The organism is Mesorhizobium humile (genome assembly GCF_033977215.1).
Classification (GTDB): domain Bacteria; phylum Pseudomonadota; class Alphaproteobacteria; order Rhizobiales; family Rhizobiaceae; genus Mesorhizobium; species Mesorhizobium humile.
In genome coordinates this window covers 177,650-201,444 of sequence record NZ_JAVIIV010000004.1, presented here as the reverse complement: position 1 = coordinate 201,444, position 23,795 = coordinate 177,650, and the positions used below count along the sequence as shown (strand labels likewise).

27 protein-coding genes are annotated in these 23,795 nt (G+C 64.3%); 11 read left to right on the top strand and 16 right to left on the bottom strand.

The window, feature by feature from the left end:
* Window positions 1-75: 75 nt before the first annotated feature.
* The 3 genes from minE to minC form a co-directional block, all read right to left on the bottom strand.
* Window positions 76-348 (bottom strand): cell division topological specificity factor MinE, encoded by a 273-nt coding sequence (gene minE / locus RFM52_RS08705; protein WP_042638296.1) that lies wholly within the window; start codon window positions 346-348, stop codon window positions 76-78.
* Window positions 345-1,160 carry a septum site-determining protein MinD gene (gene minD, locus RFM52_RS08700; RefSeq protein WP_042638294.1) on the bottom strand — a complete coding sequence of 272 codons (816 nt, stop codon included), beginning with the start codon at window positions 1,158-1,160 and terminating at the stop codon, window positions 345-347. The genes minE and minD overlap by 4 nt, the downstream gene beginning before the upstream one ends.
* 106 nt (window positions 1,161-1,266) lie before the next feature.
* A complete protein-coding gene (gene minC, locus RFM52_RS08695) occupies window positions 1,267-2,181 on the bottom strand; it encodes a septum site-determining protein MinC (RefSeq protein WP_320296185.1) in 915 nt (304 codons plus the stop codon).
* 262 nt (window positions 2,182-2,443) lie between these two features.
* Here minC and RFM52_RS08690 point away from each other — a divergent pair, with 262 nt between their 5' ends.
* Both RFM52_RS08690 and RFM52_RS08685 read left to right on the top strand, forming a co-directional pair.
* Window positions 2,444-2,878, top strand: coding sequence for a hypothetical protein (locus RFM52_RS08690; RefSeq protein WP_320296186.1), 435 nt, complete (start codon window positions 2,444-2,446; stop codon window positions 2,876-2,878).
* A gap of 452 nt (window positions 2,879-3,330) precedes the next feature.
* Entirely contained in the window at window positions 3,331-3,579 is a 249-nt protein-coding gene (locus RFM52_RS08685; protein WP_320296187.1) for a DUF982 domain-containing protein, read from the top strand.
* A gap of 307 nt (window positions 3,580-3,886) precedes the next feature.
* Here the strand turns inward: RFM52_RS08685 and RFM52_RS08680 are convergent, their stop codons facing one another.
* From RFM52_RS08680 to RFM52_RS08650, 7 genes are all read right to left on the bottom strand, one after another.
* Window positions 3,887-4,036, bottom strand: coding sequence for a hypothetical protein (locus tag RFM52_RS08680; protein ID WP_320296188.1), 150 nt, complete (start codon window positions 4,034-4,036; stop codon window positions 3,887-3,889).
* Window positions 4,037-4,131: 95 nt separating this feature from the next.
* A complete protein-coding gene (locus tag RFM52_RS08675; protein WP_320296401.1) occupies window positions 4,132-4,314 on the bottom strand; it encodes a hypothetical protein in 183 nt (60 codons plus the stop codon).
* Window positions 4,315-4,395: 81 nt separating this feature from the next.
* Window positions 4,396-4,671 carry a DUF1488 family protein gene (locus tag RFM52_RS08670; protein WP_320296189.1) on the bottom strand — a complete coding sequence of 92 codons (276 nt, stop codon included), beginning with the start codon at window positions 4,669-4,671 and terminating at the stop codon, window positions 4,396-4,398.
* A complete protein-coding gene (locus RFM52_RS08665; RefSeq protein ID WP_320296190.1) occupies window positions 4,668-4,994 on the bottom strand; it encodes a hypothetical protein in 327 nt (108 codons plus the stop codon). The genes RFM52_RS08670 and RFM52_RS08665 overlap by 4 nt, the downstream gene beginning before the upstream one ends.
* Window positions 4,991-5,227 (bottom strand): hypothetical protein, encoded by a 237-nt coding sequence (locus RFM52_RS08660; protein ID WP_320296191.1) that lies wholly within the window; start codon window positions 5,225-5,227, stop codon window positions 4,991-4,993. Before RFM52_RS08660 ends, RFM52_RS08665 begins: the two co-directional genes overlap by 4 nt.
* 66 nt (window positions 5,228-5,293) lie before the next feature.
* Window positions 5,294-5,650, bottom strand: coding sequence for a hypothetical protein (locus RFM52_RS08655; RefSeq protein ID WP_320296192.1), 357 nt, complete (start codon window positions 5,648-5,650; stop codon window positions 5,294-5,296).
* 57 nt (window positions 5,651-5,707) lie between these two features.
* Window positions 5,708-6,142, bottom strand: a complete 435-nt coding sequence (locus tag RFM52_RS08650; protein ID WP_320296193.1) for a hypothetical protein — start codon at window positions 6,140-6,142, stop codon at window positions 5,708-5,710.
* 297 nt (window positions 6,143-6,439) lie between these two features.
* Between RFM52_RS08650 and RFM52_RS08645 the strand changes: the two genes are divergently transcribed.
* The 3 genes from RFM52_RS08645 to RFM52_RS08635 all read left to right on the top strand — a co-directional run bounded on the left by RFM52_RS08645 (window position 6,440) and on the right by RFM52_RS08635 (window position 8,415).
* Complete coding sequence (locus RFM52_RS08645; RefSeq protein WP_320296194.1) at window positions 6,440-6,646, top strand: hypothetical protein; 207 nt, start codon at window positions 6,440-6,442, stop codon at window positions 6,644-6,646.
* Between the two features lie 41 nt (window positions 6,647-6,687).
* Complete coding sequence (locus RFM52_RS08640; RefSeq protein WP_320296195.1) at window positions 6,688-6,879, top strand: hypothetical protein; 192 nt, start codon at window positions 6,688-6,690, stop codon at window positions 6,877-6,879.
* A gap of 150 nt (window positions 6,880-7,029) precedes the next feature.
* On the top strand, window positions 7,030-8,415 hold the full coding sequence (locus RFM52_RS08635) for an FAD-binding oxidoreductase (protein ID WP_320296196.1): 1,386 nt from the start codon (window positions 7,030-7,032) through the stop codon (window positions 8,413-8,415).
* Window positions 8,416-8,641: 226 nt separating this feature from the next.
* Here RFM52_RS08635 and RFM52_RS08630 read toward each other — a convergent pair whose 3' ends face one another.
* The 3 genes from RFM52_RS08630 to RFM52_RS08620 all read right to left on the bottom strand — a co-directional run bounded on the left by RFM52_RS08630 (window position 8,642) and on the right by RFM52_RS08620 (window position 11,607).
* Window positions 8,642-9,517 (bottom strand): BA14K family protein, encoded by an 876-nt coding sequence (locus RFM52_RS08630; RefSeq protein WP_320296197.1) that lies wholly within the window; start codon window positions 9,515-9,517, stop codon window positions 8,642-8,644.
* A 423-nt stretch (window positions 9,518-9,940) separates the two neighbouring features.
* Window positions 9,941-11,041, bottom strand: a complete 1,101-nt coding sequence (locus RFM52_RS08625) for a KamA family radical SAM protein (RefSeq protein ID WP_320296198.1) — start codon at window positions 11,039-11,041, stop codon at window positions 9,941-9,943.
* Between the two features lie 161 nt (window positions 11,042-11,202).
* Window positions 11,203-11,607 carry a VOC family protein gene (locus RFM52_RS08620; RefSeq protein WP_320296199.1) on the bottom strand — a complete coding sequence of 135 codons (405 nt, stop codon included), beginning with the start codon at window positions 11,605-11,607 and terminating at the stop codon, window positions 11,203-11,205.
* A gap of 120 nt (window positions 11,608-11,727) precedes the next feature.
* Between RFM52_RS08620 and RFM52_RS08615 the strand changes: the two genes are divergently transcribed.
* The 3 genes from RFM52_RS08615 (at window position 11,728) to RFM52_RS08605 (ending at window position 15,175) form a co-directional block, all read left to right on the top strand.
* Window positions 11,728-12,426, top strand: a complete 699-nt coding sequence (locus RFM52_RS08615; RefSeq protein ID WP_320296200.1) for a helix-turn-helix transcriptional regulator — start codon at window positions 11,728-11,730, stop codon at window positions 12,424-12,426.
* A 102-nt stretch (window positions 12,427-12,528) separates the two neighbouring features.
* Window positions 12,529-14,187, top strand: coding sequence for an acyl-CoA synthetase (locus RFM52_RS08610; protein ID WP_320296201.1), 1,659 nt, complete (start codon window positions 12,529-12,531; stop codon window positions 14,185-14,187).
* Between the two features lie 94 nt (window positions 14,188-14,281).
* The gene (locus tag RFM52_RS08605; protein WP_320296202.1) at window positions 14,282-15,175 is read left to right on the top strand and encodes a hypothetical protein; all 894 of its coding nucleotides are present in this window, start codon (window positions 14,282-14,284) and stop codon (window positions 15,173-15,175) included.
* A gap of 36 nt (window positions 15,176-15,211) precedes the next feature.
* On the opposite strand, the gene RFM52_RS08600 is transcribed toward RFM52_RS08605, so the two are convergent.
* Entirely contained in the window at window positions 15,212-16,636 is a 1,425-nt protein-coding gene (locus tag RFM52_RS08600) for a coiled-coil domain-containing protein (RefSeq protein WP_320296203.1), read from the bottom strand.
* Between the two features lie 504 nt (window positions 16,637-17,140).
* On the opposite strand from RFM52_RS08600, the gene htpG reads away from it, so the two are divergent.
* From htpG to RFM52_RS08585, 3 genes are all read left to right on the top strand, one after another.
* Entirely contained in the window at window positions 17,141-19,027 is a 1,887-nt protein-coding gene (gene htpG, locus RFM52_RS08595; protein ID WP_320296204.1) for a molecular chaperone HtpG, read from the top strand.
* 123 nt (window positions 19,028-19,150) lie between these two features.
* Window positions 19,151-19,831, top strand: coding sequence for a type 1 glutamine amidotransferase (locus RFM52_RS08590; protein WP_320296205.1), 681 nt, complete (start codon window positions 19,151-19,153; stop codon window positions 19,829-19,831).
* Window positions 19,832-19,855: 24 nt separating this feature from the next.
* Window positions 19,856-20,983, top strand: a complete 1,128-nt coding sequence (locus tag RFM52_RS08585; protein ID WP_320296206.1) for a serine hydrolase domain-containing protein — start codon at window positions 19,856-19,858, stop codon at window positions 20,981-20,983.
* Window positions 20,984-20,992: 9 nt separating this feature from the next.
* On the opposite strand, the gene RFM52_RS08580 is transcribed toward RFM52_RS08585, so the two are convergent.
* Together RFM52_RS08580 and RFM52_RS08575 are read right to left on the bottom strand one after the other, a co-directional pair.
* Entirely contained in the window at window positions 20,993-22,615 is a 1,623-nt protein-coding gene (locus RFM52_RS08580) for an ABC-F family ATP-binding cassette domain-containing protein (protein WP_320296207.1), read from the bottom strand.
* 361 nt (window positions 22,616-22,976) lie between these two features.
* A complete protein-coding gene (locus RFM52_RS08575; RefSeq protein ID WP_320296208.1) occupies window positions 22,977-23,720 on the bottom strand; it encodes a 2OG-Fe(II) oxygenase in 744 nt (247 codons plus the stop codon).
* Window positions 23,721-23,795 lie beyond the last annotated feature (75 nt).

The following is a 23,795-nucleotide window of genomic DNA, read 5'->3' as shown; positions in this document are numbered from 1 at the left end:
GTCGTAGGTCCCCTCTCCGCCCCGCTGCGCGGGGCACCTCTCCCCCGCCTTTGGCGAGGGCGAGGAACCCAAGTCCTACCCCGCCATGGCGAGCGGCGCGGCGCTTTTGTTGGGGATCTGGATGTCGATCTCCAGCGTCGACATCGTCGCGCCGCGGTCCATCGAGACCTGGAGGTAGTCCTGGTCGATCTGCACATGCTTGGCGATGACCGCCATGATCTCCTCTCGCAGGATGGAGACGAGATCCGGCTGGCCGCGGCTCTGGCGCTCATAGGCGAGCAGCAGCTGCAGCCGCTCGCGCGCCACCGGCGCGCTGGTGCGCCGCTTGAAGAGGTCGAGGATGCTCATGCGGCCCTCCTTCCGAGAAGCCGGTCGAGGAAGCCTTTGCGTTCGAAGGGGACGACCACCGGCAGGTCCTCGCCTTCCAGGCGTCTTGCCGCTTCGAGGTAAGCCTTTGCGGCACCATTGAGCGGTTCCGAGAGCGTGACGGGCGAGCCGAGATTGGAGGCCCGCAGCACATCCTGGCTTTCCGGGATGATGCCGAGCAGCGGCGTGGAGAGTATCTCCAGCACGTCGTCGATCGACAGCATCTCGCCGCGCGAGGCGCGCGCCGCGTCATAGCGGGTGACCAGCACGTGTTTTTGCACCAGCTCGCCCTGCTCCGCCTTCATGGTGCGGGCGTCGAGCAGGCCGATGATGCGGTCGGAGTCGCGCACCGACGACACTTCCGGGTTGGTGACGATGACCGCCTCGTCGGCGAAGCGCATGGCGAGCTGGGCGCCGCGCTCGATGCCGGCCGGGCTGTCGCAGAAGACATAGTCGAACACCGAACGCAGCCGGGCGATGACCTCGGCCACACCCTCCTCGGTCAGCGCGTCCTTGTCGCGCGTCTGCGAGGCCGGCAGCAGGTAAAGCGTCTCCAGCCGCTTGTCGCGGATCAGCGCCTGCGACAGCTTCGCCGTGCCCTGGATGACGTTGACGAGGTCGAACACCACGCGGCGCTCGGCGCCCATGATGAGATCGAGGTTCCTCAGGCCGACGTCGAAATCGACCAGCGCCACCTTCTTGCCGGTCTTGGCCACGGCGGCGCCGAGCGCGGCCGTCGAGGTTGTCTTGCCGACGCCCCCCTTGCCCGAAGTGACCACGACTACCTTGCCCATATATCCAGCCTCCATTGGCGGTTTTTATTCTCTGGCCGTGCCGGGCACGGCGGGATTCTTTGTCAGCCTCGCACGCGAAACCGGTCCGAAGCTTGCGACGCAAAACTCAGCCGAGCGGCACCACGCACAGCGCATCATTGTCGAGGAAGGCTTGCACGGCCTTGCCGCGCGAGACGCCCTCCATCTCCTCGGCCGTGGTGTACCAGCCGTCGACGGCGAGCAGCTCGGCCTCGTTCTTGCGGCAGAAGATGCGCGCCGAAATATTGCCTTCCGAGCCGGCGATCGCGCGGCCACGCAGCGTGCCATAGACATGGATCGAGCCGCCGGCGACGATCTCCGAGCCGGATGCGACCGAGCCCAGCACGATCACGTCGCCATGCGGATGGAAGACCGACTGCCCGGAGCGGATCGGCGCCTTGATCATCAGCGTGCCGGCGGAAGGCGCCGGGACCGCGCCCTGCCCTTGCTTTTCCGGTTCGGCCTGTCCGGGCCTTTCCGGTTCGGTTAGGGCCGGCTCGATCCTGACCGCTTCCAGCCTTGCCAGTTCGGGGTCCACCGGCTCATCGCCGGTGGCCTGCAGAACCTCGGCAGGCGCCGCCGCCTGGATAGTTTCTTGGGCCACCTGCGCCCGCTCCTCGGCGACGGCCATTTCCAGCTCTTCCGCCCGCGCCTTGCGTGCGGCCCGGCCCAGCAGCCCCTCGGCAGTCGCCTCCTTGGCCCCGGCGAGCAACGGCGGCAATTCAGGCCCGAGCTCGGCGCCCTCAAGCTCGACGGCATAGACGCGTATGCCGCGCGAGCCGAGCACGCCGACAAGCGCTCCAATCTCCTCCGGCCCCGGCTGCAGGACGTTTAGATCCAGCACCACCGGGCGCCCGTTGAAATAGCCAGGCGAGTTGGCGATCCAGTGATCCAACCCCTCCAGCCAGTCGGCGATCGGCGCCTCCGGCGTCAGCGTGAAAGCGACGAATGAGCGGGCGCGAAAGCGGATCGATTTGTTGTGCAAAGGGGCGGCGAAGGTCACGTCCAAGCGAATCCTTACTCAATGGTTAAAGGGTGCCGAGCGAATGGTTAACAAAAGGTTAATTTTGGGGATTGGAGCCGTTAACGGCTGACGCGGCTAACTTCTGTGGCGGCGCGGTCACAGCGCCCGCCTCCACCCGCGATCCGCCGAGGACCTGAGGGCCGGACAGCGCAAGCATGTGAAACGGCTAATATACGAAGCGGTGCGCGCGGACCATCCTTTTGCCCGGGACTTTCCATACTTTCGGACAAGGAGACGGGCAATGGGCATCGATCGGGAAGACAGCAAGCGTGCAGGCAAGGCAATTGCAACAATGGCCGCGCTGATGCTGCTTGCCGGGTGCATGACGCACCAGCCGAGGGGCATAGACGCATACCAGACGAGCGGCATCGACCAATGGCTGGCGACGGCCGACGCCGACAAGGTCGTCAATGCGATGAGCGCGAAAGGCCTGATGCCGGCGACCATCGACTGTCGTTTCGCCGACACCACGCCGGGACAGGTGGCCTACTTGTCGAAATTCACCTGGAGGCGCGCGCCGGCCAACACACGCTACCACTGGGAGATCGGCGATCCGACCTACCTCGCCAGCGATGAAGTGAAGGCCAACAGGGTTGGGCTGCGGCGGGTGTTCGCGAAAGCGACGCGGGACGCGGCTACGGGGCAGAAGGTGGGATGCTCGATCTGGGCGGGTTAGGAATTAGGGAACCGAATTGCCGATGCGATCGAACCTCTGAAGAGGTCGCAGTGGACGGCTAGGGTACCGGCGTCAGGGCTCGGAATCGCCAACGAAACGGCGCGACTAATTTTGTCGCGGGCCGCATCACAATTTTCAGCATCTGCTTCGCGCATTCAATTCCAGGCGCACCCTGAGAGACGCTGCTATGATTTCCCGACTTTAAGCGCCTTCGCCTGTCTAACGAGAGACGGCCAATTCAAGCCAACACGATAGACAAGCTCAAGCGCTTGAGCCTCGGTAATGCCCGTCTGCTTCATCAGCCGCTTTGACAATCTCGTCAAGCGGCTGACCGTAATCGTTCGCCATAAGGCACCCCTTGATACTCAACGGCTCTCATTTTCAGCGGTTCCACTGGCCACACAGGAAACAAAGGCGCTTGCTATGTTGCGCGCCCCGGCCTAAGCGCAGTGATGGCAAATGAAAAATTCGACCAGCCGGTAACGATCATCGCTGATCCGGCCGGCGGACAGGAGGCAATCGGCGATGCGGCCGCCTGCCTGGACTTCCTGCTGCGACGATGGCGCGGCAAGCGAAGCGATAAGCACCGTGCAGCCATTCAGGCCTGCACAGATACAAACAGCGGACGCCGACCAGCTTCATTCGCGCGCAAGGCATTCATTGCCGCAGCCCGCGAGGCGGCCATTCTTGTGACGCCTTAAAGCAGCTCGCGTGAAAATGGATCACGCTACCTGCTTTAAGTTTTTGATTTTAAGCATGTCTTTGTCCCGAAACCGGGCCCCACTTTCGGGAGACATGCTTTAAGGCTGTTCGCGTGCTCTGAAATTCCTACTTTCGATGTCGATGATCTCGCCGCAATTTTCGCACTCCATCTGGGTGTGAGCACGGATCCAGCCCACGCGCGTTTTCGCCTGGTGCCGACACCGAGGGCATTCCACATCGATTTCGAAGTGATCCGACTCTCGTTTTGTCATTTTCGGTTCCAAGGCCGGCCGGCCTAACGCGACGTTATCCGCTATCAGTGCTCTGCTCCCGCTCGCTTTGCCGCTCCGCTACCTTCTCTTTCGCCACTTTGGCCGCGAGCTTGGCTTCCTTCTTTGCCGCCTTCGCCTTGTCGCGTTGACTGCGCTCGTATCGATAGTTGGGCTTTATCGCCATGGTATTTCTCCCGGGTTAGGGCATGAACGCCTTGGGATTGGACATGCCTAGGACCGGGAAAGCCAGCTCCCGAGACACTTGTCGGTGGCCGTACGTCAAATCAGGCGATTGCGTTCCGCGATCTGGCGTGCCCGCCGCACAGTGCCGTCGGTGTCAGCGAGCTTGCGCCTTGCTGCTTCGTCCTTCCTGATCGTCAGCCGTGCGGACATGATGCTTGACGGCCTGACGCTCGGCTTCATCGCGGCCGGCGGCGACTCGGGAGTTTTCATGGAACGCATCAGCATTATCCTTTCTTATAGCAGCCAAGGGCTAAGGCTATTCGCGGTTGCGTGCTCTTTCGTGCGATATTGGCTTCCTGCCTATCGGAAGCCGGAAGCAGTGAGCGTGTAGGAGTTTCGGCGCTCGCGCGCATATGCTTTGCTGGCGGCGTCCTGGATGGAACTGCGCAGGGCGTCGAATGCCGAAAGGTATGCCGTCTCGGCCGTTTCCCCACCCCCAGCATTGTCGTTAAATGTCCCAAGGGCCTCGACCTCGACGAAGAAGCGAACCTGGAACATGCCGTCATGGCCAATGAAGCAGACGGCGTGGCGCGTTTGATCGAAGCTCCGGCTGGGATTTGGAAAGGAGAGCGTCATGGGTTGCCCACCTTTATTTCGGCATATTCAGTTGCCGGCCGGGCTCTGTTCCATTCCTTTCGAGCCTCGACATTGCGACGGTTGAGATCCAGCATGCTCTTCGTCGCATGCGCACGCGTTAGCCCGACCATCGGAGCGCCGTCGACATGCGCTGGAATTCCAGTGAAGACATGGTAGACCGTCCAGGAATGATCCGCTTCGACGCGGCGGCCGTATTGACGATCCCTGAAGACGTAGGCTGACAGGCCTCCATCGCTTTGCGAGCAGCCGGATACGGCCTTGCGACCGGCCTCGATTTCGCCATTGGCCATGGGGCTGTTCATACCGGTCTTTCCTCGCGTTCCTGCGCGGCAATAATCTCCGAATAAAGCGCCGCACCGTCCGCTTCGGAGATTGTGACCGCGTCCGGCCACTGCGGCATGTTCAGCGTCCTCGCCAGAAGCCGCGCGATCTCGATTGCATCGTCGAGATCGGTTGCCAGCACCGTCTCGCGGCCGATAACGGCATGCGCGTCGTCGGTGAGGCGCGTGCGATAGAATTCGATCACGACCGTCATCGAGACCCGCCGCGCGACGGCATCGAGCCCTTCGCGCTGAGGCCAGTACCTTGATTGAACGGGCTCTCAGGCTTGGTCGGAACTTTTTCCTGCGTTGACTTCCTCACCTCGCGATTGGAGCGCTGCTGTCCCTTGGCCATGTCCGAACGTCCTTTCGATCAGCATCAGGCCGAGGTCCGACGCCGGGGTTCCGGCCGATTCCAGCCTGTCCTCGGTCACCACCCGCTCATGCGGTTCGGTGTCGCTGCGGATGCGGTATTGCGGCGAGTTTTCTTTTGGCGGCAGCGTGCCGGTGACGTGGTAGACTTCCGCGGTCGATGTCCGGAAATCTCCCTTCAGACGGACCGCCTGTCCGATGTCGAACAACCGCGGCGGGGCGCCGTGCCGTATCGGCCGTGTGTTGCGCTGCATAAGGCTTGTCATGATTGTCTCCGGTCGTCATCGAGCGCCGCCTCGAGAGAGGCCGGTTGATCGATACTTTTACCGTGCGAGCCCCACAGTGCGGACGATCGCCGGCAGGTGAATGAAAGCGGCCGCGTTGCGCGGCGCGGGAAAGACCCTTCCAGGCCTTTTCGTCGAGATCAGCAAAATACCCTGCGGTTGCGGCCCGTCTGAAGCGGCAGAGCCGAAGCGACGAACGACGCGAATGGCCACGATTGCAGCTTTCCTGTGAAAACATGCCAGGATGGATTTCCGCATTATTTCGGTCGAACCGCTGGAACGGTTTGCGGTGCTGCCAGTACATCCGTGGTCAGCGCCCTGCATCGTTCCAGGGTTCAAACGAGCAAGCTGCCGCGCCGGAACGACGCAACGCTTCGCTATCGAAAATTCGGAAAGGATTGGCGCGGCTCCGACGGGGCGAAAGCCAAACTCAACCAAATCAACACTTTTTGTATGCGCCTCAATTGCGCTCAAAGCAAGACTTACACGCCAAATATTTTTTTCCCGGATAAATAGAAATCACAAATCCGGGCCTGAAACAGCGGTAAATCGATTTGCAAGCGCTGAAATCTTCAAATTATTTCACCCAAATATTTTTGGGCTTCCCTGTAATTATTTTTTCACTCCTATCCGCCACATCCAAAGCCATCTATAAGACGGCAGGCTTTTCCCGAAAAGGCCATCGAGAAATCCGAGCACATAGCCGCTATGTGGTCGTCCGCCGCTCCGCTCTCCACTTCCGGCATTGCAACAACATTCGAGGTCGTATCCATGGCCAAGCGGATCTCCCGTGGCTTCGGCAAGTTTGGCGCGACGGAGCCTCAGGCCGCGGTGAAGCCGGCCAGATCGAAACGCATGGAAAATGCCGCGGAGACAATGCGCGGAGCGCTTTTCGCACACGGACGACTCGCCTTGACGCTTTATGTTGCGCTGTGGATTGCAGCTGTGCTGGCGTCGGTATTTGTCCTACGGGCCTGAGCGGGCTCGTCTAGCCGGCGCGAGACCAGAAGGATGCAAGCATGGCAAACCGCTACGCACTGAGGATGGACGAGCCGAACAGTTGGACCGTTTTCGATGTCTTTACCGGCCAACCTGCCGAGTTCGAGCAGAAGCCGACGGTTGGAATCAGGACGCGGCGCGCGGAAAAGCTTGTTGCCAAGCTGAATAGCCTGGATGCCCAAAGGCGCGAACAGGCCGGCAGAACATCCTGATCCGCGTCGATGCGAAAGTTGCCACACGGCAATCGAAGCAGCGCGGCTGGCACGAGCGAAATTTAGCCCTGCAATCATTGTCCGAGTGTGGCTCAACCGCGCCACCGCCTCTATAGGTTGGAGGCTCAGCTTCAGAAGGAGTCCGCCAGCGTGAGCGACGGCCTTTTATCTTCCCTCCGCGCCGCCCTCCCCACCGCCACCATCTGGGACGCCACCGAACTCGCTACCCGCGATCCCGGCTTCGATGCCCGCAATTTCGGCGCTTCGGCGCTGGTGCGGCCGCGCGATGTCGAGGGAGTCGCGGCCCTGGTGCGTTTTTGTACGGAGCACAACGTCAGCCTTGTCGCGCAGGGCGGGCGCACGGGGCTGGCGGGCGGGGCGGCGACTTCAGCGGGTCAGGTGATCTGCGACCTCGGCGGGCTCAACCAAATCGAGGAGATCGACCCGTTCGCGCGCGTGGCGATCGTGCAGGCGGGCGTGACGCTGGGGGCGCTGCAGGAAGCGGCGGCTGAGCATGGGCTCGACCCGGGCATCGACCTTGCCGCGCGCGGCAGCGCCACCATCGGCGGCATGGTTTCCACCAATGCCGGCGGCATCATGGCGTTTCGCAACGGCACGATGCGCCACCGCGTGCTCGGGCTGGAGGCCGTGCTGCCGGACGGGCGGGTGTTTTCCGATCTCACCCGGGTGCTGAAGACCAGCGCCGGCTACGACCTGAAACATCTCTTTATCGGCGCCGAGGGCACGCTCGGCATCGTTACACGCGTGGCGGTGCGGCTCGACCCGGTGGCCAGGGCCAGCGCCACCGCGCTTGTCGGCGTGCCGGATGCGGCCAGCGCGCAGCGGATCGTGCGGCATTTCTTGGCCTCGACCAGCGCCCGGCTCACCGCTGCCGAAATCCTGTGGCGTAGTTTTGCCTCGCTGATGCAGCGGGCGCTGAATTATGCGCCGGGCAGCCTGCCGCTCGAGGCGCCGTGCCTTCTGGTGCTGGGGCTCGGCGCCGACAATATCGAGGCGGCGCGACACGCGCTCGAGGACGGGCTGGCGGCGATCTGGGAAGAGGCAGGCATCATCGACGGGCTGGTCGCGAGCTCCGAGGCGCAAGCCGCCGCGATGTGGCGGCTGCGCGAGGAGACGGAGCAGATCGAGCGCGCGCATCCCATGGCGCCCTCCTTCGATGTATCGGCGCCCGGCGGCGGGCTGGACGCCTACGTGGCGCGCATCGAGACGGGGCTGAAGCAGGTCGACGCTTCTTACGCGCCTTATGTCTACGGCCATCTCGCCGACGGCAATTTGCACATATCGATCAATTGCGACGGCCCTGTCTCGCACGAGCGGCACGAGGCGATCGAGGACGTGCTTTACGAGGGGCTGCGGGAGGCCGGCGGCTCATTCTCGGCCGAGCATGGCGTGGGACTCGACAAGCGCGACGCCTATGAGCGGCATGCGGATCCCGTGAAGCAGGATTTGGCGAAGGCGATCAAGCAGTTGGTCGATCCCAACAACATCCTCAATCCCGGGAAGGTTGTGGGGTGATGTTGGCGGGTTGGCGCGAGAGGCTGGCGGGACAGCGCGCCCTCTGATCTGCCGACCATCTCCCCCACAAGAGGGGAAATCGGATGTCACGCCGGATTTCGCCAATCACCGACGCTGCAGAGGTGAGCGCGGCGTCGGATCTGCCAATCTCCCCCCAAGCGGGGTAGATGTCCGGCAGGACAGAGGGGGCGCCTCGCGCCAGCATCTCAGAAACGCGACTCCTCCCCTACTCGCACTGGCGGCGTGGGCCGCCGTCGAAGGGCTGGTAGGTGTTGTCTTGCGGATCGTAGGAGCGGTAGCGGCTGAAGCAGTAATCGACGTGGTCGCCCGAGACAGCGCGGCCCGACGCCTGGGCGGCCTCAGCCTCCGGCGAGATTTCTTCCGGCGGGCCGCCATAGGTTGTGGCGTAGCCGCCGCGTGATGGGGCGTAGCCTTCCATCTCGGCCTGATCATCGCCCGTCCAGTCGTCGGTGGTGGCGTTCTGGCGATCGTTCGCTGCTGCCTGATCGTCGGCTTGATCGTTCTGGCCGGTCGAGGCAGTGCGGTCGCCGCCAGGGTCGTAGTAGGGTGAGATGCAGGGACGCAACTCGCCACCATAGGAGCGGTAGCTGTTTTCCGCCGGGCGGTAGCTGCGGTAGCGCGCGGCGCACCATTGCAGATGGGCAACGGGCAGTTGCGGCTCGGCCTGCTGGTCGACTGTCGCCGGCCGCTGGGCCGCGCCGGCATCGGGCGTGGGCTGGCCCGGGCCAGAGACGTTGGGCAATGGCTGCAGTCGCGGCGCTACCGCAGGCGCCGGCGCTGCGAGCGCGGTGGTCTGCGCTCCGCTATCCGTTTTGATCGATTGGCCTGGGGCCGGTTCGCCAGTCTTGTCGCCAGTCTTGGCGGGTGCAGCCGCAAGCTGCCGGGCGGGAATGCGTTCAAGGTTCTGCTTCTGCTGATCGACCGGCTGCGCATCCTTCGTCCAGAGCTCGGAAACGCCGATCGCGGGCGTTGCCTGGCGCACCGGCTTGGCGGCGAGCAGCCAGGTGGCGAAGGCAAGCCCGCTGGCAAACACGATGAGCGTCAGCACGAAGCCGCCGGCAATTCCCAACAAAGCCTTCACGCAACGCTCCTTCAGCTCCCGCTCATAGAATGCAGGGCGAGGAACCCGGTTCCCACAGGAAGAGGGCAATGTTGCGACCAGGCCGCGTTGAACGGGAGGCCCCGCGTGCTCCGGGGAGAAGCAGGCGGGGCCCAAGGATCGCCAGGAAGGCACCTGGCAGGGGACTCTCACTGTGTAGACTTTTGATGATCCCAACAGGATCAACGATGATCAAGAGGATCATCGTCAGTGTCGAACTTTTCCTGGACCGCCGCATCCTCCGAACGAAGGAACAGCAAATACTTCGTTCACATGGCGCAGCATTGACGGGTCGGATTCAGCTTGTTTAGCCAGCGTTCATGCCGCCGGTTAGGCCCGGCCACCCAGCACCTTCCCCCGAAACAGAGCTGTCGGGCCGCTTGCTAGCGGCGCCCGGCCCTCCTTTCATGAGTCCACCACCACCTCGGTATACTCCCGCACCCTGCCGTCCTGGCCTCTGATCCGCCAGGTGTCGCCGTCTCGGCCCTCGATATGGCTCGCCGCCAGTGGCACCTTGCCGCCGCCGTCCGGCAGGTCGATGACATAGGTGGGGTTGCATATGCCGGAGAGGCGCTGGCGCAGCTCGGCGACCAGCGCCTGGCCTTCGGCAATCGTTGTGCGGCGGTACGCCATGCCGCGCGCGAGGTCGCCATGGTGCAGGTAATAGGGTTTTACGCCGAGCCGATACATCAGCTCGCGGCAGAGCTCCTCCAGCATCTCGACCTTGTCGTTGACGCCTTTGAGCAGAACGCTCTGGTTGAGCAGCACGAAGCCCGCCTGCCGCATGGTACGGCAGGCCGCCTCTGTGGCTTGTGTGATTTCCCGCGCGTGGTTGAAGTGGGTCACCACCGTTACCATCAGCCGGCCCTGCAAGGCCTGGACCAGGCCAGCCGTTATGCGCGACGGCAGCGCCACAGGCACACGGGTGTGGATGCGCAGAAGCCTGAGATGCGGGATCGCCTCCAGGCGGGCGCGGATTTCGGCCAGCGCCTTGTCGGGCAGAGATAGCGGATCGCCGCCGGTCAGGATCACCTCGCGGATTTCCGGGTGCCCGGCGATGTAGGCCAGCGCCGGCTCCAGCGCCTCGAGCGTATAGCCGCGGCCGATCGATGTCAGCGACTCCTTACGGAAGCAGAAGCGGCAATAGACGGCGCACTGATAGGTCGGGAACAGAAGCACGCGGTCGGCATGGCGGTGGGTCAGGCGGGGCACCGGGCTGAAGGCGTGGTCGCCGATCGGATCGTCGAGCTCGCCCTCCGCTGCGACCAGTTCGTCGGGCGATGGGATCACCTGGGCGCGGATCGGGTCGGCTGGGTCGTTCCAGTCGATGAGGTCGAGATAGGGCTTTGGCACGCGCACCTTGTGCGCGGCCGCGGCTTCCTGCGCGGCGGCGCGCTCGGCCGGCGAGAGCGGCAGGGACGCCAGGTCGCGGACATGGCGCACGCCGGCGCGGATGTCGTCCTGCCAGGCGGCGTCGGGGGCCGGTTGTTTGAGGTCGGTGGTCATCGCGGCTCTCTGGTTCGCCGTCCCTATCGGCCGGATGGTCGATGTGGTCAACCGCTTACCACGTTACGCCGCGTTCCTTCGCGCACCCTCTGTCCTGCCGGACATCTCCCTCTCTTGGGGGAGATTGGCAGCTTCGGCACCGGCTCTTACTTGGAACACCCTCACCTTTCAAACTTCGCAATCGCCTCCGCCGTCACAGGCGTGAAGAAATTCACCAGATTGCCGTCGGGATCGCGAAACAGCAGCGAGCGATTGCCCCAGGGCATGGTGGTGGGCGCCTGCACCAGCGCGCCGTCGATGAAATCGCCCAGCCGCCGGTACTCGTCATCGACATCGGCGACGCGGAACTCGACGATGGCGCTGCGGTTCTCGGCGGGGCTCGCGACGTGGTCGCCGCCGAAGAGCCGGAGCGTGCGCGTGCTGCCGATCGCCAGCGTGCCGGCTCCCGTGACGAGCTCGGCGAAATCCTCGGTGTAGAGCGTGAGCTTGATGCCCGTGACCGTCTCGTAGAAGGCGACGAGCCGCTTGACGTCGGCGGTGATGATACGGGTTGAAACGAAATTCATCCAAGTCTTCTCCGTGGCTGGCCGACGGACATCTCCGCGGCTGGACGCGCCCGTTCAGGCGCCCTGCCCCGACTTGTGGACCAGGCCTGCTGCCACCATAGTGGCAACAGGAGACATGCTTTGCGCCGTGCCGACAGACTGTTCCAGATCATCCAGATCCTGCGGCGATCGAGCCGGCCGATCACCGCCGGCCAGATTGCCGAAGAGCTCGAAATCTCGCGCCGCTCGGTCTATCGCGACATCGCCGATCTCATCGGACAGCGCGTGCCGATCCAGGGCGAGGCCGGCCTCGGCTATGTGCTCGACCGCGACTACGACATGCCGCCGCTGATGCTGACGCCGGACGAACTGGAAGCGGCGGTGCTCGGCGCGCAATGGGTGGCCGACAAGGGCGACGCTGTGCTGGCCAGCGCCGCGCGCGACCTGATCGCCAAGATTGCCACCGTCGTGCCCGAGCGGCTGCGCCCCTTCGTCAGCAATCCAACCGTCGGCGCGCCGCTCAGCCGCGCGAGCCTGCTGGACGGGCTGGATATTTCGCGGGCGCGAGAATCGATCCGCAAAGGTCACAAGATCCGGATCCGCTACCGCAACGAACGCGACGAAGAGAGCGAACGCGTCATCTGGCCGACCATGATCGGCTATGCCGAGACGGTGCGCCTGCTCGCCGCCTGGTGCGAGTTGCGCCAAGATTTCCGCCATTTCCGCACCGACCGGATATCCGCCGCGATCTTTCTCGACGAGCGTATCGGCTGCCGTCCCGCCGAGTTGCGCAACCGCTGGAAACGGCACATGCAGGCGCAAGGGGTGCGTCTGCCTTGAGCCAGGGGCCGACTTTCGCCGCAATCGACCAGCGCCCTCTTTTCAGGCAATCTCTCCCAGCGGCGATCTTGGGGAGATGATCCACCGCCGAGGGAGGATGCCATGACCAGCACGCAAGCGCTGCCGCGCTATGAGGATGCCGTTGCGCAATTCCGCATCGAGGACGAGATCGCGCGCCTTCACGGCGATCCCGCCACCGGCATCAACGCCTATGTCGAATGCTGCGGCCGCTACACCAGCCAAAACAGGCTGGCGCTGCGCGCGATCTCGGCCGGCGGCGAATTGCGGGAATACTCCTTCGATGATCTGGCCGATATGTCGGGCCGCGTCGGCACTATGCTCAAGGAGCTCGGCGTCGGCCCCGGCGACGTCGTTGCCGGCATGCTGCCGCGCATTCCCGAGCTGGTGGCGCTGATCCTCGGCACATGGCGCGTCGGCGCGGTCTACCAGCCGCTGTTCACCGCTTTCGGGCCGAAAGCCATCGAGCATCGCCTGAGCTACAGCAAGGCGAAGCTGGTGGTGACCAACCCCGCCAATCGCGGCAAGCTCGACGAGGTGGAGAACCGTCCGCGCATCGCCACCATCCTTGGCCCCGGCGACACGCTGCCCGCCGGCGACATCGACTTCCGCGCGGCGATTGCAGCCGCCTCCCCCGGCTGCGAGCCGGTCATGCGCAAGGGCTCGGACCTGTTCATGATGATGTCGACCTCCGGCACGACCGGGCACCCGAAGGGCGTCCCGGTGCCGCTCAGCGCGCTGATTGCCTTCGGCGCCTATATGCGCGACGCAATCGGGCTTACGCCCGACGACATCTTCTGGAACATCGCCGATCCCGGCTGGGCCTATGGGCTCTACTACGCCATCACCGGGCCGCTGCAGTTGGGCATCGCCACCACCTTCTACGAAGGCGCCTTCAACGCCAAATCGACCTACGACATCATCGAGCGCCTCGGCGTCACCAGCCTTGCCGGCTCGCCGACGGCCTATCGCCTGCTGATGGCGGAAGGGCCGGAGGCGGCGGCCCGCGTCAAAGGCAGGCTGCGCGTGGTGAGCAGCGCCGGCGAGCCGCTCAACCCGGAAGTGATCCGCTGGTTCGACGCCAACCTCGCCGCGCCGATCCACGACCATTACGGCCAGACCGAGAACGGCATGATGGTCAACAACCATCACGGGCTTAAGCATCTTGTCCGCGCGGGCTCGGCCGGTTTCGCCATGCCGGGCTACCGCATGGTGGTGCTGGACGATGCGGGCAACGAACTCGGCCCCAACCAGCCGGGCGTGCTCGCCGTCGATATCGCCAGATCGCCGCTGCGCTGGTTCGGCGGCTATCACCAGGCGGAGACGCCGGCGATCGCCGGCGGCTATTACCGCACCGGCGACACGGTGGAATACGAGCCGGACGGCTCGGTCTCCTTCATCGGCCGCGCCGACGACGTCATCACCTCGTCCGGCTACCGCATCGGGCCGTTCGATGTCGAGAGCGCGCTGATCGAGCATCCGGCGGTGAACGAGGCAGCGGTGGTCGGCGTGCCCGATCCGCAGCGCACCGAGATCGTCAAGGCTTTCGTGGTGCTGGCGCCTGCCTTCAAGGGCAGCGAGGCGCTCGCCGAAGAGCTCGCCCAGCATGTCAAGAAGCGGCTGTCGGCGCATTCCTATCCGCGCGAGATCGAGTTCGTCGGCGAGTTGCCGAAGACGCCGAGCGGCAAGATCCAGCGGTTCCTGCTGAGAAAGGCCGAGGTGGAGAAGCGCAAGACGGAATAAAGATTTGCCGCAGCCCTGATTTCCGCCACGCAAAAGCCGCCAAGTCGGGCGATGGCTGCCAGGGACTCTTGATCGCTAATCTTGGGGTTGCAGCATGCGGTTGGTCTTAACGCTTCTCTTTGCACTGGCGGGCGGCACGGCGCTCGCCGCCTCGCCAGAAGACGATTATATCGCCGCACGCGACAAGGCGATTGCCGATATCACCGCGCAGGCAAGCGCCAACACGGCGATCGAAACTATCGATGCCCAGAACGAAAAGGCCCTTGCCGATCTGCAGCAGCGCCTGGCCGCCATCCTCGGCCCGCTGTCGGTCAAGGGTTTTCCCTCGACCGGCGTCAACAATATCGAAAGCCTCAACTCCTCCGACATCGGCTACGGCATGCTCGACGGGCTGCGATATGCCCAGAGTGACGACAGCCCGAGCATCGTCGCCTCGACACGCGGTCTGACCGAGCGCTGGCTGAAATCCAAATCGGCCGAAGCGGAAGCGGATTTCAAGCTGCCCGCCGATATCGGCGCGGCGCTGAAGCTCGACAGTTTCTACACCCAGGCCATCGGCAGCGACGCGGCCTTCTCGGGCACGCTCGACTTTTCACTGAAGAAGCCCGATGGCGCCGATGCGGTGGTCGCCCGGCTCGGCGGCTGGACACAGGACATCGGGCCGATCTACGACCAGCGCGTCGTGGTGGCGGTCGTCAAAGGCGACCGCGTGCTGATCGCCGAGGCGTCCGCTTCGCCGGCGGTGCCGAAGATCGCCGAATGTGATTCGATCTGGGCGGCTGCGGACGCCGCCGCGCAGAAAGCCCAGCAGACAGATCAGGATGCGAACCAGGACGACGGCTCGGCTTCCGACCCCGCCAACGCCGCCTGGGAAAAGGGCGATGCCGACTACCGCGCCTGCATGGCAAAGCGCCTGCCCGGCGATCCGTCCTTTCCGGCGCTGCTCAAGCAGGCGCAGGACCTTGCCGACGGCATGGCGGGCAAATAGTCCGCCAGACCGGTTACAGGTACGCGGCGGTTTTTCTCAGCTCGCGTTGGCACGCAGGTTCCGTCGCGGGACACGCCGCGGAGCGGGACGTCCCGCCTCCGCGATGATCCCGTTGGCCGGAGGCGCGGCATCCTTGCGCGATCTGGCGTCCGTCACCCGGTGCAGCCGCTCGTAAGGCAGCAATTCCCGGATGCGGGCATTGAGCGCTTCAACCTCGGCGTGCAGATCCTCGCATTCCTGCTTCTGGATATCGAGCTGGATCTGCTCGGACGCCTGCTGCATCGAAAGCTGTGAGAGATTGGTGCTGACCACCGAGAGGCTCTTCTTGTCGGCTTCGCTCTCTTCCTTGAGAACGGCCAGCCTTTCCTCCGCAATCTGGCGTTCGGTGACGGCATCGCTCAACTGCGCCTTGAGCCCGACGATCTCGGCCGTGGCTTCGCCATTAGCGGACGAGACCTGATCCAGACGCGACTGCAGTTCCCGGATCTCGGCACGCAAACCGCGCATTTCCGCCTGGCTGCGCGCCAATTCGGCGATGCTGTCGCTTTCGGCGATCCGCGCCGCTTCGGCTGTTTCGGCAAGCTTGGCTTGCGTCGCCTCCAGCGTCTTCTGCAGTCGGGTTTCTTCCTTTTCATGGTTGCCGAGTTGGGCCATCAGCTCGGCGATATGGGCGGTTTCGCTGGCGTGGGTTGCCGCGAACTCGTCGAATTTGTGCCGGGCTTCCGCCTCGCGCTTTTGCGCCTGCTCCAGATCGACCGACAGGCCGACCTGCTTTTCGCGCAGCAGCTTGTTCTCGGCGCCGCGTCTGTCGAGTTCTACCGTTTTGGTCGTCAGAGCCTTGACGATCTCGCCGAACTCGGTCTCGCGCCTGGCGCTCTCATTGCCCGTCTCGACCAGCTCCAGCCGCACGGCAGCAAGCGCCGAGCGCAGTTGCTCCCGGTCCTGGACGAGGCTCGCCTCGCGCTGTTGCCAGGCCTCGGCCGCGCCGTCGCGTTCGCGCTGCCTACGGCCGGCCTCGAGCAATTGTTCCGAGAGCGTCTTGTGCTCGGTGGTAAGAGCGAGGTTTGCCAGTTCCAGTTCGTTGGAGCGCAACACGTCGCGATGGAAGACGTTGAGGACCTCACGCGTCATGTGATGCGCGGTCGCGATCTCGGCAAGCTTCGCCTCGATCTCCTGCAGATGCCCCTGCCCATCTCGGAAAAGCCCGGCAACGGCCTCCAGGGCGGCCAGCCGCGTCTGGGTATGCGGCGTCAGCCGCGATGGAGCTGCGTCGGGCTGCTGTTCAGGCGGTGGATTCTCGTCGCTTGCCACCAGTTCCTGACCGGCAACGGCATCGTCCTCCGACGGTGCCTTTTCCTCATCGGCAAGAACGTCCTCGAATGCTTCCGCCAGATCCGATTGGAGCTCCTGAAATTCCTTATCGACGTCCTCGGCCCGCTTGATCAGAGACTTGAAATTCATCACGGCACATCCCTTACGCTTGCCCCCAAGTCGTACTTAACGAATTGCTAATTTATCCCTTTACCTTCCGCTCGGAAAGCCTCTGTAAAAGAAACCGAAATTAAGGTTATCGCCGCTCCCAATCTTATGCGGATCCGCTGCCAAGTGATCCCCTCTTCCGCTCCTGGCGTATCTCAATCTTCTCTCAGGGTATGGGCTGAAACCACGCGCCGCAAAAGAGAAAGACAATGAGCTGCTTGTCATCATTCACATGACCGATGCGAAGACTTTAAAAGCCGCAAACGAGCATAAAGGCAGAGCTCCCCTATCGACCCTACCGTGGAGCGTTCGATGGAATCGGCCTTTCCACTTAACTCTCGCCGCCTCTTGTTGCCTTCGCCTGCCATCCCGATATTGTCCTGCCGAAGCCGGTCCCGCGCGGGCCGCGAGATAATTGAACAATCGTGGGATGAGATCCTGAACGCCCCGGCGCGTCAGGCAGAGTGGAGATTTGGGAAAGTCGAGATGACGGATCAGAAAACGGAAACCAGGACATTCGAAGCGGACGTCTCGCGGCTGCTGCACATGATGGTGCATTCGGTCTATTCGGACCGGGATGTCTTCCTGCGCGAGCTGATCTCCAACGCGGCGGATGCCTGCGAGAAGCTGCGCTTCGAGGCGGTGAGCCGGCCCGAGCTTTTGGGTGACGACGCCAAGCCGCGCATCACGATTGCCGCCGATCCGGACAACAAGGAGCTTGTCGTCGAGGACAACGGCATCGGCATGAGCCGCGACGAGATGGCCGAGGCACTGGGCACCATCGCGCGCTCCGGCACGCGCGCCTTCATGGAGCGCGTCGAGGCCGGCAAGGCGGCGGCTGACACGCAGCTTATCGGCCAGTTCGGCGTCGGTTTCTACTCGGCCTTCATGGTCGCCGACCGGGTCGACGTCATCAGCCGCCAGGCCGGCAGCGACGAGGCCTTCCGCTGGTCGTCCGACGGCAAGGGCACCTACGAAATCGCGCCGGCGCCGCTCGAGGCGGCGCCCAAGCGCGGCACGCGAGTCGTGCTGCACCTGATGGAAGACGCTTCCTCCTACACCACGCCCTATCGGCTCGATAGCCTGGCGAAGACGCAGTCGGGCCATGTGCCGGTGCCGATCACGCTTGTCGAAAAACCCGGCGCCGAGCCGCGCGACATCGCCGACGGCACGGCACTGTGGGTGCGGCAGAAGAGCGAGATCAAGCCCGAGGAATATACCGACTTCTACCGCAGCATCGCCGGCCAGTATGACGAGCCGGCTTCCACGATCCATTTCCGCGCCGAAGGCCGGCAGGAATACAGCGTGCTCGCCTTCGTGCCTGGATCGCGGCCGTTCGACCTGTTCGACCAGGACCGCACGGGCCGCATGAAGCTCTATGTGCGGCGCGTCTTCATCACCGACGACGCCGACGTGCTGCCGCGCTACCTGCGCTTCGTGCGCGGGCTGGTCGATTCGGCCGACTTGCCGCTCAACGTCTCGCGCGAGATGATCCAGGAGAGCCCGCTGCTCGCCTCGATCCGCAAGGGCGTGACCAACCGCGTGCTCGGCGATCTCGTAAAACTCGCCGAAAACAATGCCGAAGCCTATGCGAAAATCTGGGAGAACTTCGGCGTCGTGCTGAAGGAAGGCCTCTATGAGGATTACGAGCGGCGCGAGCAGTTGCTGAAGCTTGCCCGCTTCCGTTCGACGGCTTCGGGCGAAGGCTGGCGCAGCCTTGCCGACTATGTGGCGGCGATGAAGGAAGGCCAGAAGGCGATCTTTTTCATGGCCGGCGACGACCGTGCCCGGCTTGAGGCCTCGCCGCAGCTCGAAGGTTTTCGCGCGCGCGGTATCGAGGTGCTGCTCCTCACCGATCCTGTGGACAGTTTCTGGGTGACGATGACGCCGGAATTCGACGGCAAGCCGTTCAAGTCGGTGACGCAGGGCGCGGCCGAGCTTGCCGATGTCCCGTTGCCCGAGGATGCGGCGAAGCCGGATGCCGAGACGTCATCGGACATCGCGGCGTTCCTCGCCTTCGTGAAGACGACGCTTGGCGAGGAGGTGTCGGACGTGAAAGCCTCCGACAGGCTGACCGAAAGTGCCGTCTGCCTGGTCGCGCCGGAGCATGGCCCCGACCGCCAGTTCGAGCGCCTGCTCAACGCCGCCGGCCGGCTCGACAAGGCCGCCAAGCCGATCCTCGAGATCAACCCGCGCCATGAGCGCGTCGCGGCGCTGGCAAAGCTCGGCGACGACGAAAAGCCGTTCAAGGAAGACGCCGCGCATCTGCTCTACGACGAAGCGCGGGTGCTCGACGGCGACAAGCCGGCCGACGCCAAGGCCTTCTCGGCGCGCCTTGCCCGGCTGATCGATCGCGGCTTGGCGAAGGGGTGAGCCCCGGCGCAACGCTTGAGCGGCTTGCCGGCGTCCAGCGGTAACTGGGCGCTGGCACATTTCCGACAGGCCGCTAAGCTGTATCGGGTATTCCCCGGTGGAGTGAGCGGCAGGAGCCTCCCGATGAAGCGCATCGTTCTCGTCAGGCACTCGGAAGAACCGGGCGACGACCATGTCCAGACGACCCTCATGGCCAACGGCCATGCGGTCACGACCGCAATGCCGTTCAAGGGCGAGGCGATCGATCTCGACGCTGTCGACGGGGCCGTGATCTATGGCGGCCCGTTCAACGTCTTCGACACCGACGAACATCCATTCCTCGACCACGAGGCCGGGCTCATCGAGCACTGCCTTTCGAACGACCTGCCGCTGCTCGGCATCTGCCAGGGCGCGCAGCAGATCGCCTGGCACCTCGGCGCCGATGTCGGGCCGGTGGAAAGCGGCATCAGGGAGTTCGGCTATTTCGAGATCAGGCCGACGGCCGAGGCCGGCGACTTCCTCGATCGGCCGCTCTTCCTGCCCCAAAACCACTTCCATACCTTCGCCCTGCCGGCGGGCGCCGTGCACCTCGCCTCGAGCGAGACCTTCCCCAACCAGGCGTTCCGGATCGGCGACAAGACCTATGCGCTGCAGTTCCATGCCGAGCAAGGCCCGCCGGGTTTCCGGCGCTGGCAGGACCGGCAAGGCGCGCCCTACGGAACGCTCGGCGCGCAGGACCGGGACGAACAGGACCGGCTGATGGAAGCCCACCACGCGGCGCAACTTGCCTGGTTCAGCGGCTTTGTGACCAAGCTGTTCGGCTAAGGCGCTTTTGGTGGGAATTCGCCTATGAACATAGAGGGTGTCTGCGATCCGCGTTTTGCCGGGGTGCGCGACGCGTTCGCCTGGTGTTTCGCTGAAGGCCTCGAGCATGGCGACGGCATCTCGGTCGTGGCCGAAGGCAAGACCGTCGTCGACCTTTGGGGCGGCCATGCGGATGCCGCGCGCACCCGGCCGTGGCGGCGCGACACGCTGGTCAATGTCTGGTCTTCCACCAAGGGCGTCGTGGCGCTGGCGATCGCCATGCTGGTGGAGCGCGGCAAGCTGGACTATGCCGCGCCGCTCGCGCGCTATTGGCCGGAATTCGCGGCCGGCGGCAAGCAGCGCATCACGCTCGACCAGGTGATGTCGCACCGCTCCGGGCTGAACGGTCTCGCCGTGCCGATGGACGAGGCAGGCATGCTCGCCTGGACGCCCTATATCGACGCGCTTGCCGCCATGGCGCCGCTATGGGAACCCGGCAGCCGCTGTATCTACCACGCCCTAAGCTACGGCCATCTTGCCGGCGAGTTGGTGCGGCGTGTCGACGGGCGCAGCATAGGCCGCTTCATCGCAGAAGAGATCGCGGATCCGCTTGGAGCCGATTTCCATGTCGGCCTGCCCCAAGCCGAGGACTCCCGGGCCGCCGAGATGATCGAGGGACCGAAGACCTCCGACTGGGTCGACTTCGTGCGCGCTTCGCCCTTTCCCCACGCATGCGACAACCCAACGCCCCGCGCCTTGGCGCCCAACGACCGCGCCTGGCGCGCCGCCGAGGTGCCAGGCGGCAACGGCCAGTCCACGGCGCCTGCGCTGGCGCGTATCTACGGCATGATGGCGGCGGGCGGGACCTTTGAGGGCAGGGCCCTGATTGGCCGCGCGGCCATCGAAGAAGCCGCCATGCCGCGCTTTCGCGGCATGGACGACAGCTTCGCGCTGCCAGCCGCGTTCGCTGCCGGCTTTCAGATCGAGGATCCTGTCTATGCCGGCCGCGCATCGCCGCAAGCATTCGGCCATACCGGCTGGGGCGGCGCCATCGGCTTTGCCGACCCCGACGCCGGCGTGGGGTTCGGTTACGTCACCAACCGTATGGTGGGGTTCGACGATGTCGACCCGCGCCGCAAGGCCCTGATCGACGCCGTCTACGACGCGCTTTGAGTTACGTCTCTAGCTCCTCAGCCCTGGCGCTTCCTGGCCGGTGCGCGCGACATATTCGGTGTAGCCACCGCCATAGGTGTGGATGCCTTCGGGCGTCAGCTCCAGCACGCGGTTCGACAGCGCCGCCAGGAAATGGCGGTCGTGCGAGACGAAGAGCATCGTGCCTTCATATTGCGACAGCGCCTCGATCAGCATCTGCTTGGTCGTGATGTCGAGGTGGTTGGTGGGCTCGTCGAGCACCAGCAAATTGGGCGGATCGAACAGCATCAGCGCCATCACCAGCCGCGCCTTCTCGCCGCCCGAGAGCACGCGGCACTTCTTCTCGATCTCGTCGCCGGAAAAGCCGAAGCAGCCCGCCAAAGCCCTGAGCGGCGCCTGGCCGGCCTGCGGGAAATTATCCTCAAGCGTCTGGAAGACGGTGCGCTCGCCGTCGAGCAGTTCCATGGCGTGCTGGGCGAAATAGCCCATCTTGACGCTCGGGCCGCGCGCGACGGTACCCGTGTCCGGCTCGGAGGCGCCGGCGACCAGCTTCAGCAGCGTCGACTTGCCGGCGCCATTGACGCCCATCACGCACCAGCGCTCGCGGCGTCGGATCTGGAAGTCGAGGCCGGAATAGATATTGCGACTGCCATAGGCTTTGTGGATACCCTTCAGCGTCGCCACGTCCTCGCCGCAGCGCGGCGCCGGCTGGAACTCGAAGGTCACCGTCTGGCGGCGCTTCGGCGGCTCGACGCGGTCGATCTTGTCAAGCTTCTTCACCCGGCTCTGCACTTGAGCTGCGTGAGAAGCGCGCGCCTTGAAACGCTCGATGAAGGCGATCTCCTTGGCCAGCATCGCCTGCTGGCGTTCGAATTGCGCCTGCAATTGCTTGTCGGCGAGAGCCCGCTGCTCCTGGTAGAATTCGTAATTGCCGGAATAGGAGGTGAGCGCGCCGGCATCGATCTCGATGATCTTGTTGACGATGCGGTTCATGAACTCGCGGTCGTGCGAGGTCATCAAGAGCGCGCCGTCGTAATCCTTGAGGAACTTCTCCAGCCAGATCAGGCTTTCGAGGTCGAGATGGTTCGACGGCTCGTCGAGCAGCATGACGTCGGGCCGCATCAACAGGATGCGGGCCAGCGCGACGCGCATCTTCCAGCCGCCGGAGAGCTTTGAGACGTCGCCGTCCATCATCTCCTGGCTGAAGCCGAGGCCGTCCAGCACCTCGCGTGCCCGGCCGTCGAGCGCATAACCGTCGAGCTCTTCGAAGCGGTGCTGCAATTCGCCATAGCGCTCTATGATTGCGTCCATCTCGTCGGCGCGGTCGGGATCGCCCATGGCGTGCTCGAGCTCGCGCATCTCGGCCGCCACGGCGCTCACCGGCCCGGCGCCCTCCATGACTTCGGCGACGGCACTCATGCCGCCCATGTCGCCGACATCCTGGCTGAAATAGCCGATGGTGACGCCGCGATCGACCGAGACCTGGCCTTCGTCCGGCTGTTCCTGGCCGATGATCATGCGGAACAAAGTCGTCTTGCCGGCGCCGTTCGGGCCGACCAGCCCGACCTTCTCGCCCTTCTGCAAGGCGGCCGAGGCTTCGATGAAGACGATCTGTCGGCCGTTCTGCTTGCCGATATTTTCAAGACGGATCATGGGGCGGTCCGGGAAACTGCGCTGACGTGGCGGGATTTGCCCGGGCGTGTACGCGAATGCAGGCGGCAGGGGAAGAGCGCAAACGCCGCAGATGCGCCTCCTTGCATTTGCCGATGGAACGCGGCGCAGCAGGATCAAGGTTCCTCGCCCGCACGAAGGTGGGGGAGAGGTGGCTCGGCAAAGCCGAGACGGAGAGGGGAACGCCCTACGAAGGCCCCCTCTCCGTCCGCTTCGCGGACACCTCTCCCCCGCTTTGCGGGGGCGAGGAACCCAAGCCTTCAAGGCCGGCGGGACAGCACCCCCTATGTCCTGCCGGGCATCTCCCCACTTGAGGGGAGATCAGCAGCTTTGGCGCATCACTCTACTTCGCGTCGTGGAAGATTATGCCCACGGTGTGTCGTTGTCCTGATCTCAACCGGCTCACGCCGTGGCGCAGGTTGACCCGGTAATACCCCTTGGTTCCCTGCACCGGCCGATTGTGCACGGCGAAGATCACCGCATCGCCGCGCTTGAGCGGCACCACCTCGGCGCGGCTTTGCATGCGCGGGCGTTGCTCGGTGAGCACAAACTCGCCGCCGGTGAAATCCTCGCCCGGCTCGGACAACAGGATTGCCACTTGCAGCGGAAAGGCGAGCGCGCCGTAGAGGTCCTGGTGCAGGCAATTGAAGTCGCCGGGGCCGTATTGCAACAGGAGCGGCGTCGGCCTCACCTGGCCTTCGTCGTGGCAGCGCTTCAGGAAGGCGGCGTGGTCGGAGGGATAGCGCTGCGCGACACCCATCTTCTCGTTCCAGTCATTGGCGACCGTGGCGAGGCGCGGATAGAGGGCTGTGCGCAGGCCCTCGATCAGGTCCGGCAGCGGATACTTGAAGTACCGATATTCACCCTTGCCGAAGCCATGGCGGGCCATCACGACATGGCTGCGGAAATGCTCCTGATGCGGATAGAGGCTGGCGACATCGGCGCATTCTTCCGAAGACATCAGGCCGGGCATGACGGCGCAGCCCTGGGCATTGAGATCTGACACCAGCGCGCGCCAATCCTGCGCCGCGACGCGGGATTCGGCCGAGCGGCTGGCGCGCTTGGTGTTGAGGGAATGGATGGTCATGGGCGCCTCCTTTGCTTGGTGTCAAAGTGGGGCGGAGGCGACGTTGGAACCACCCGATACATGACAAGATGGCGA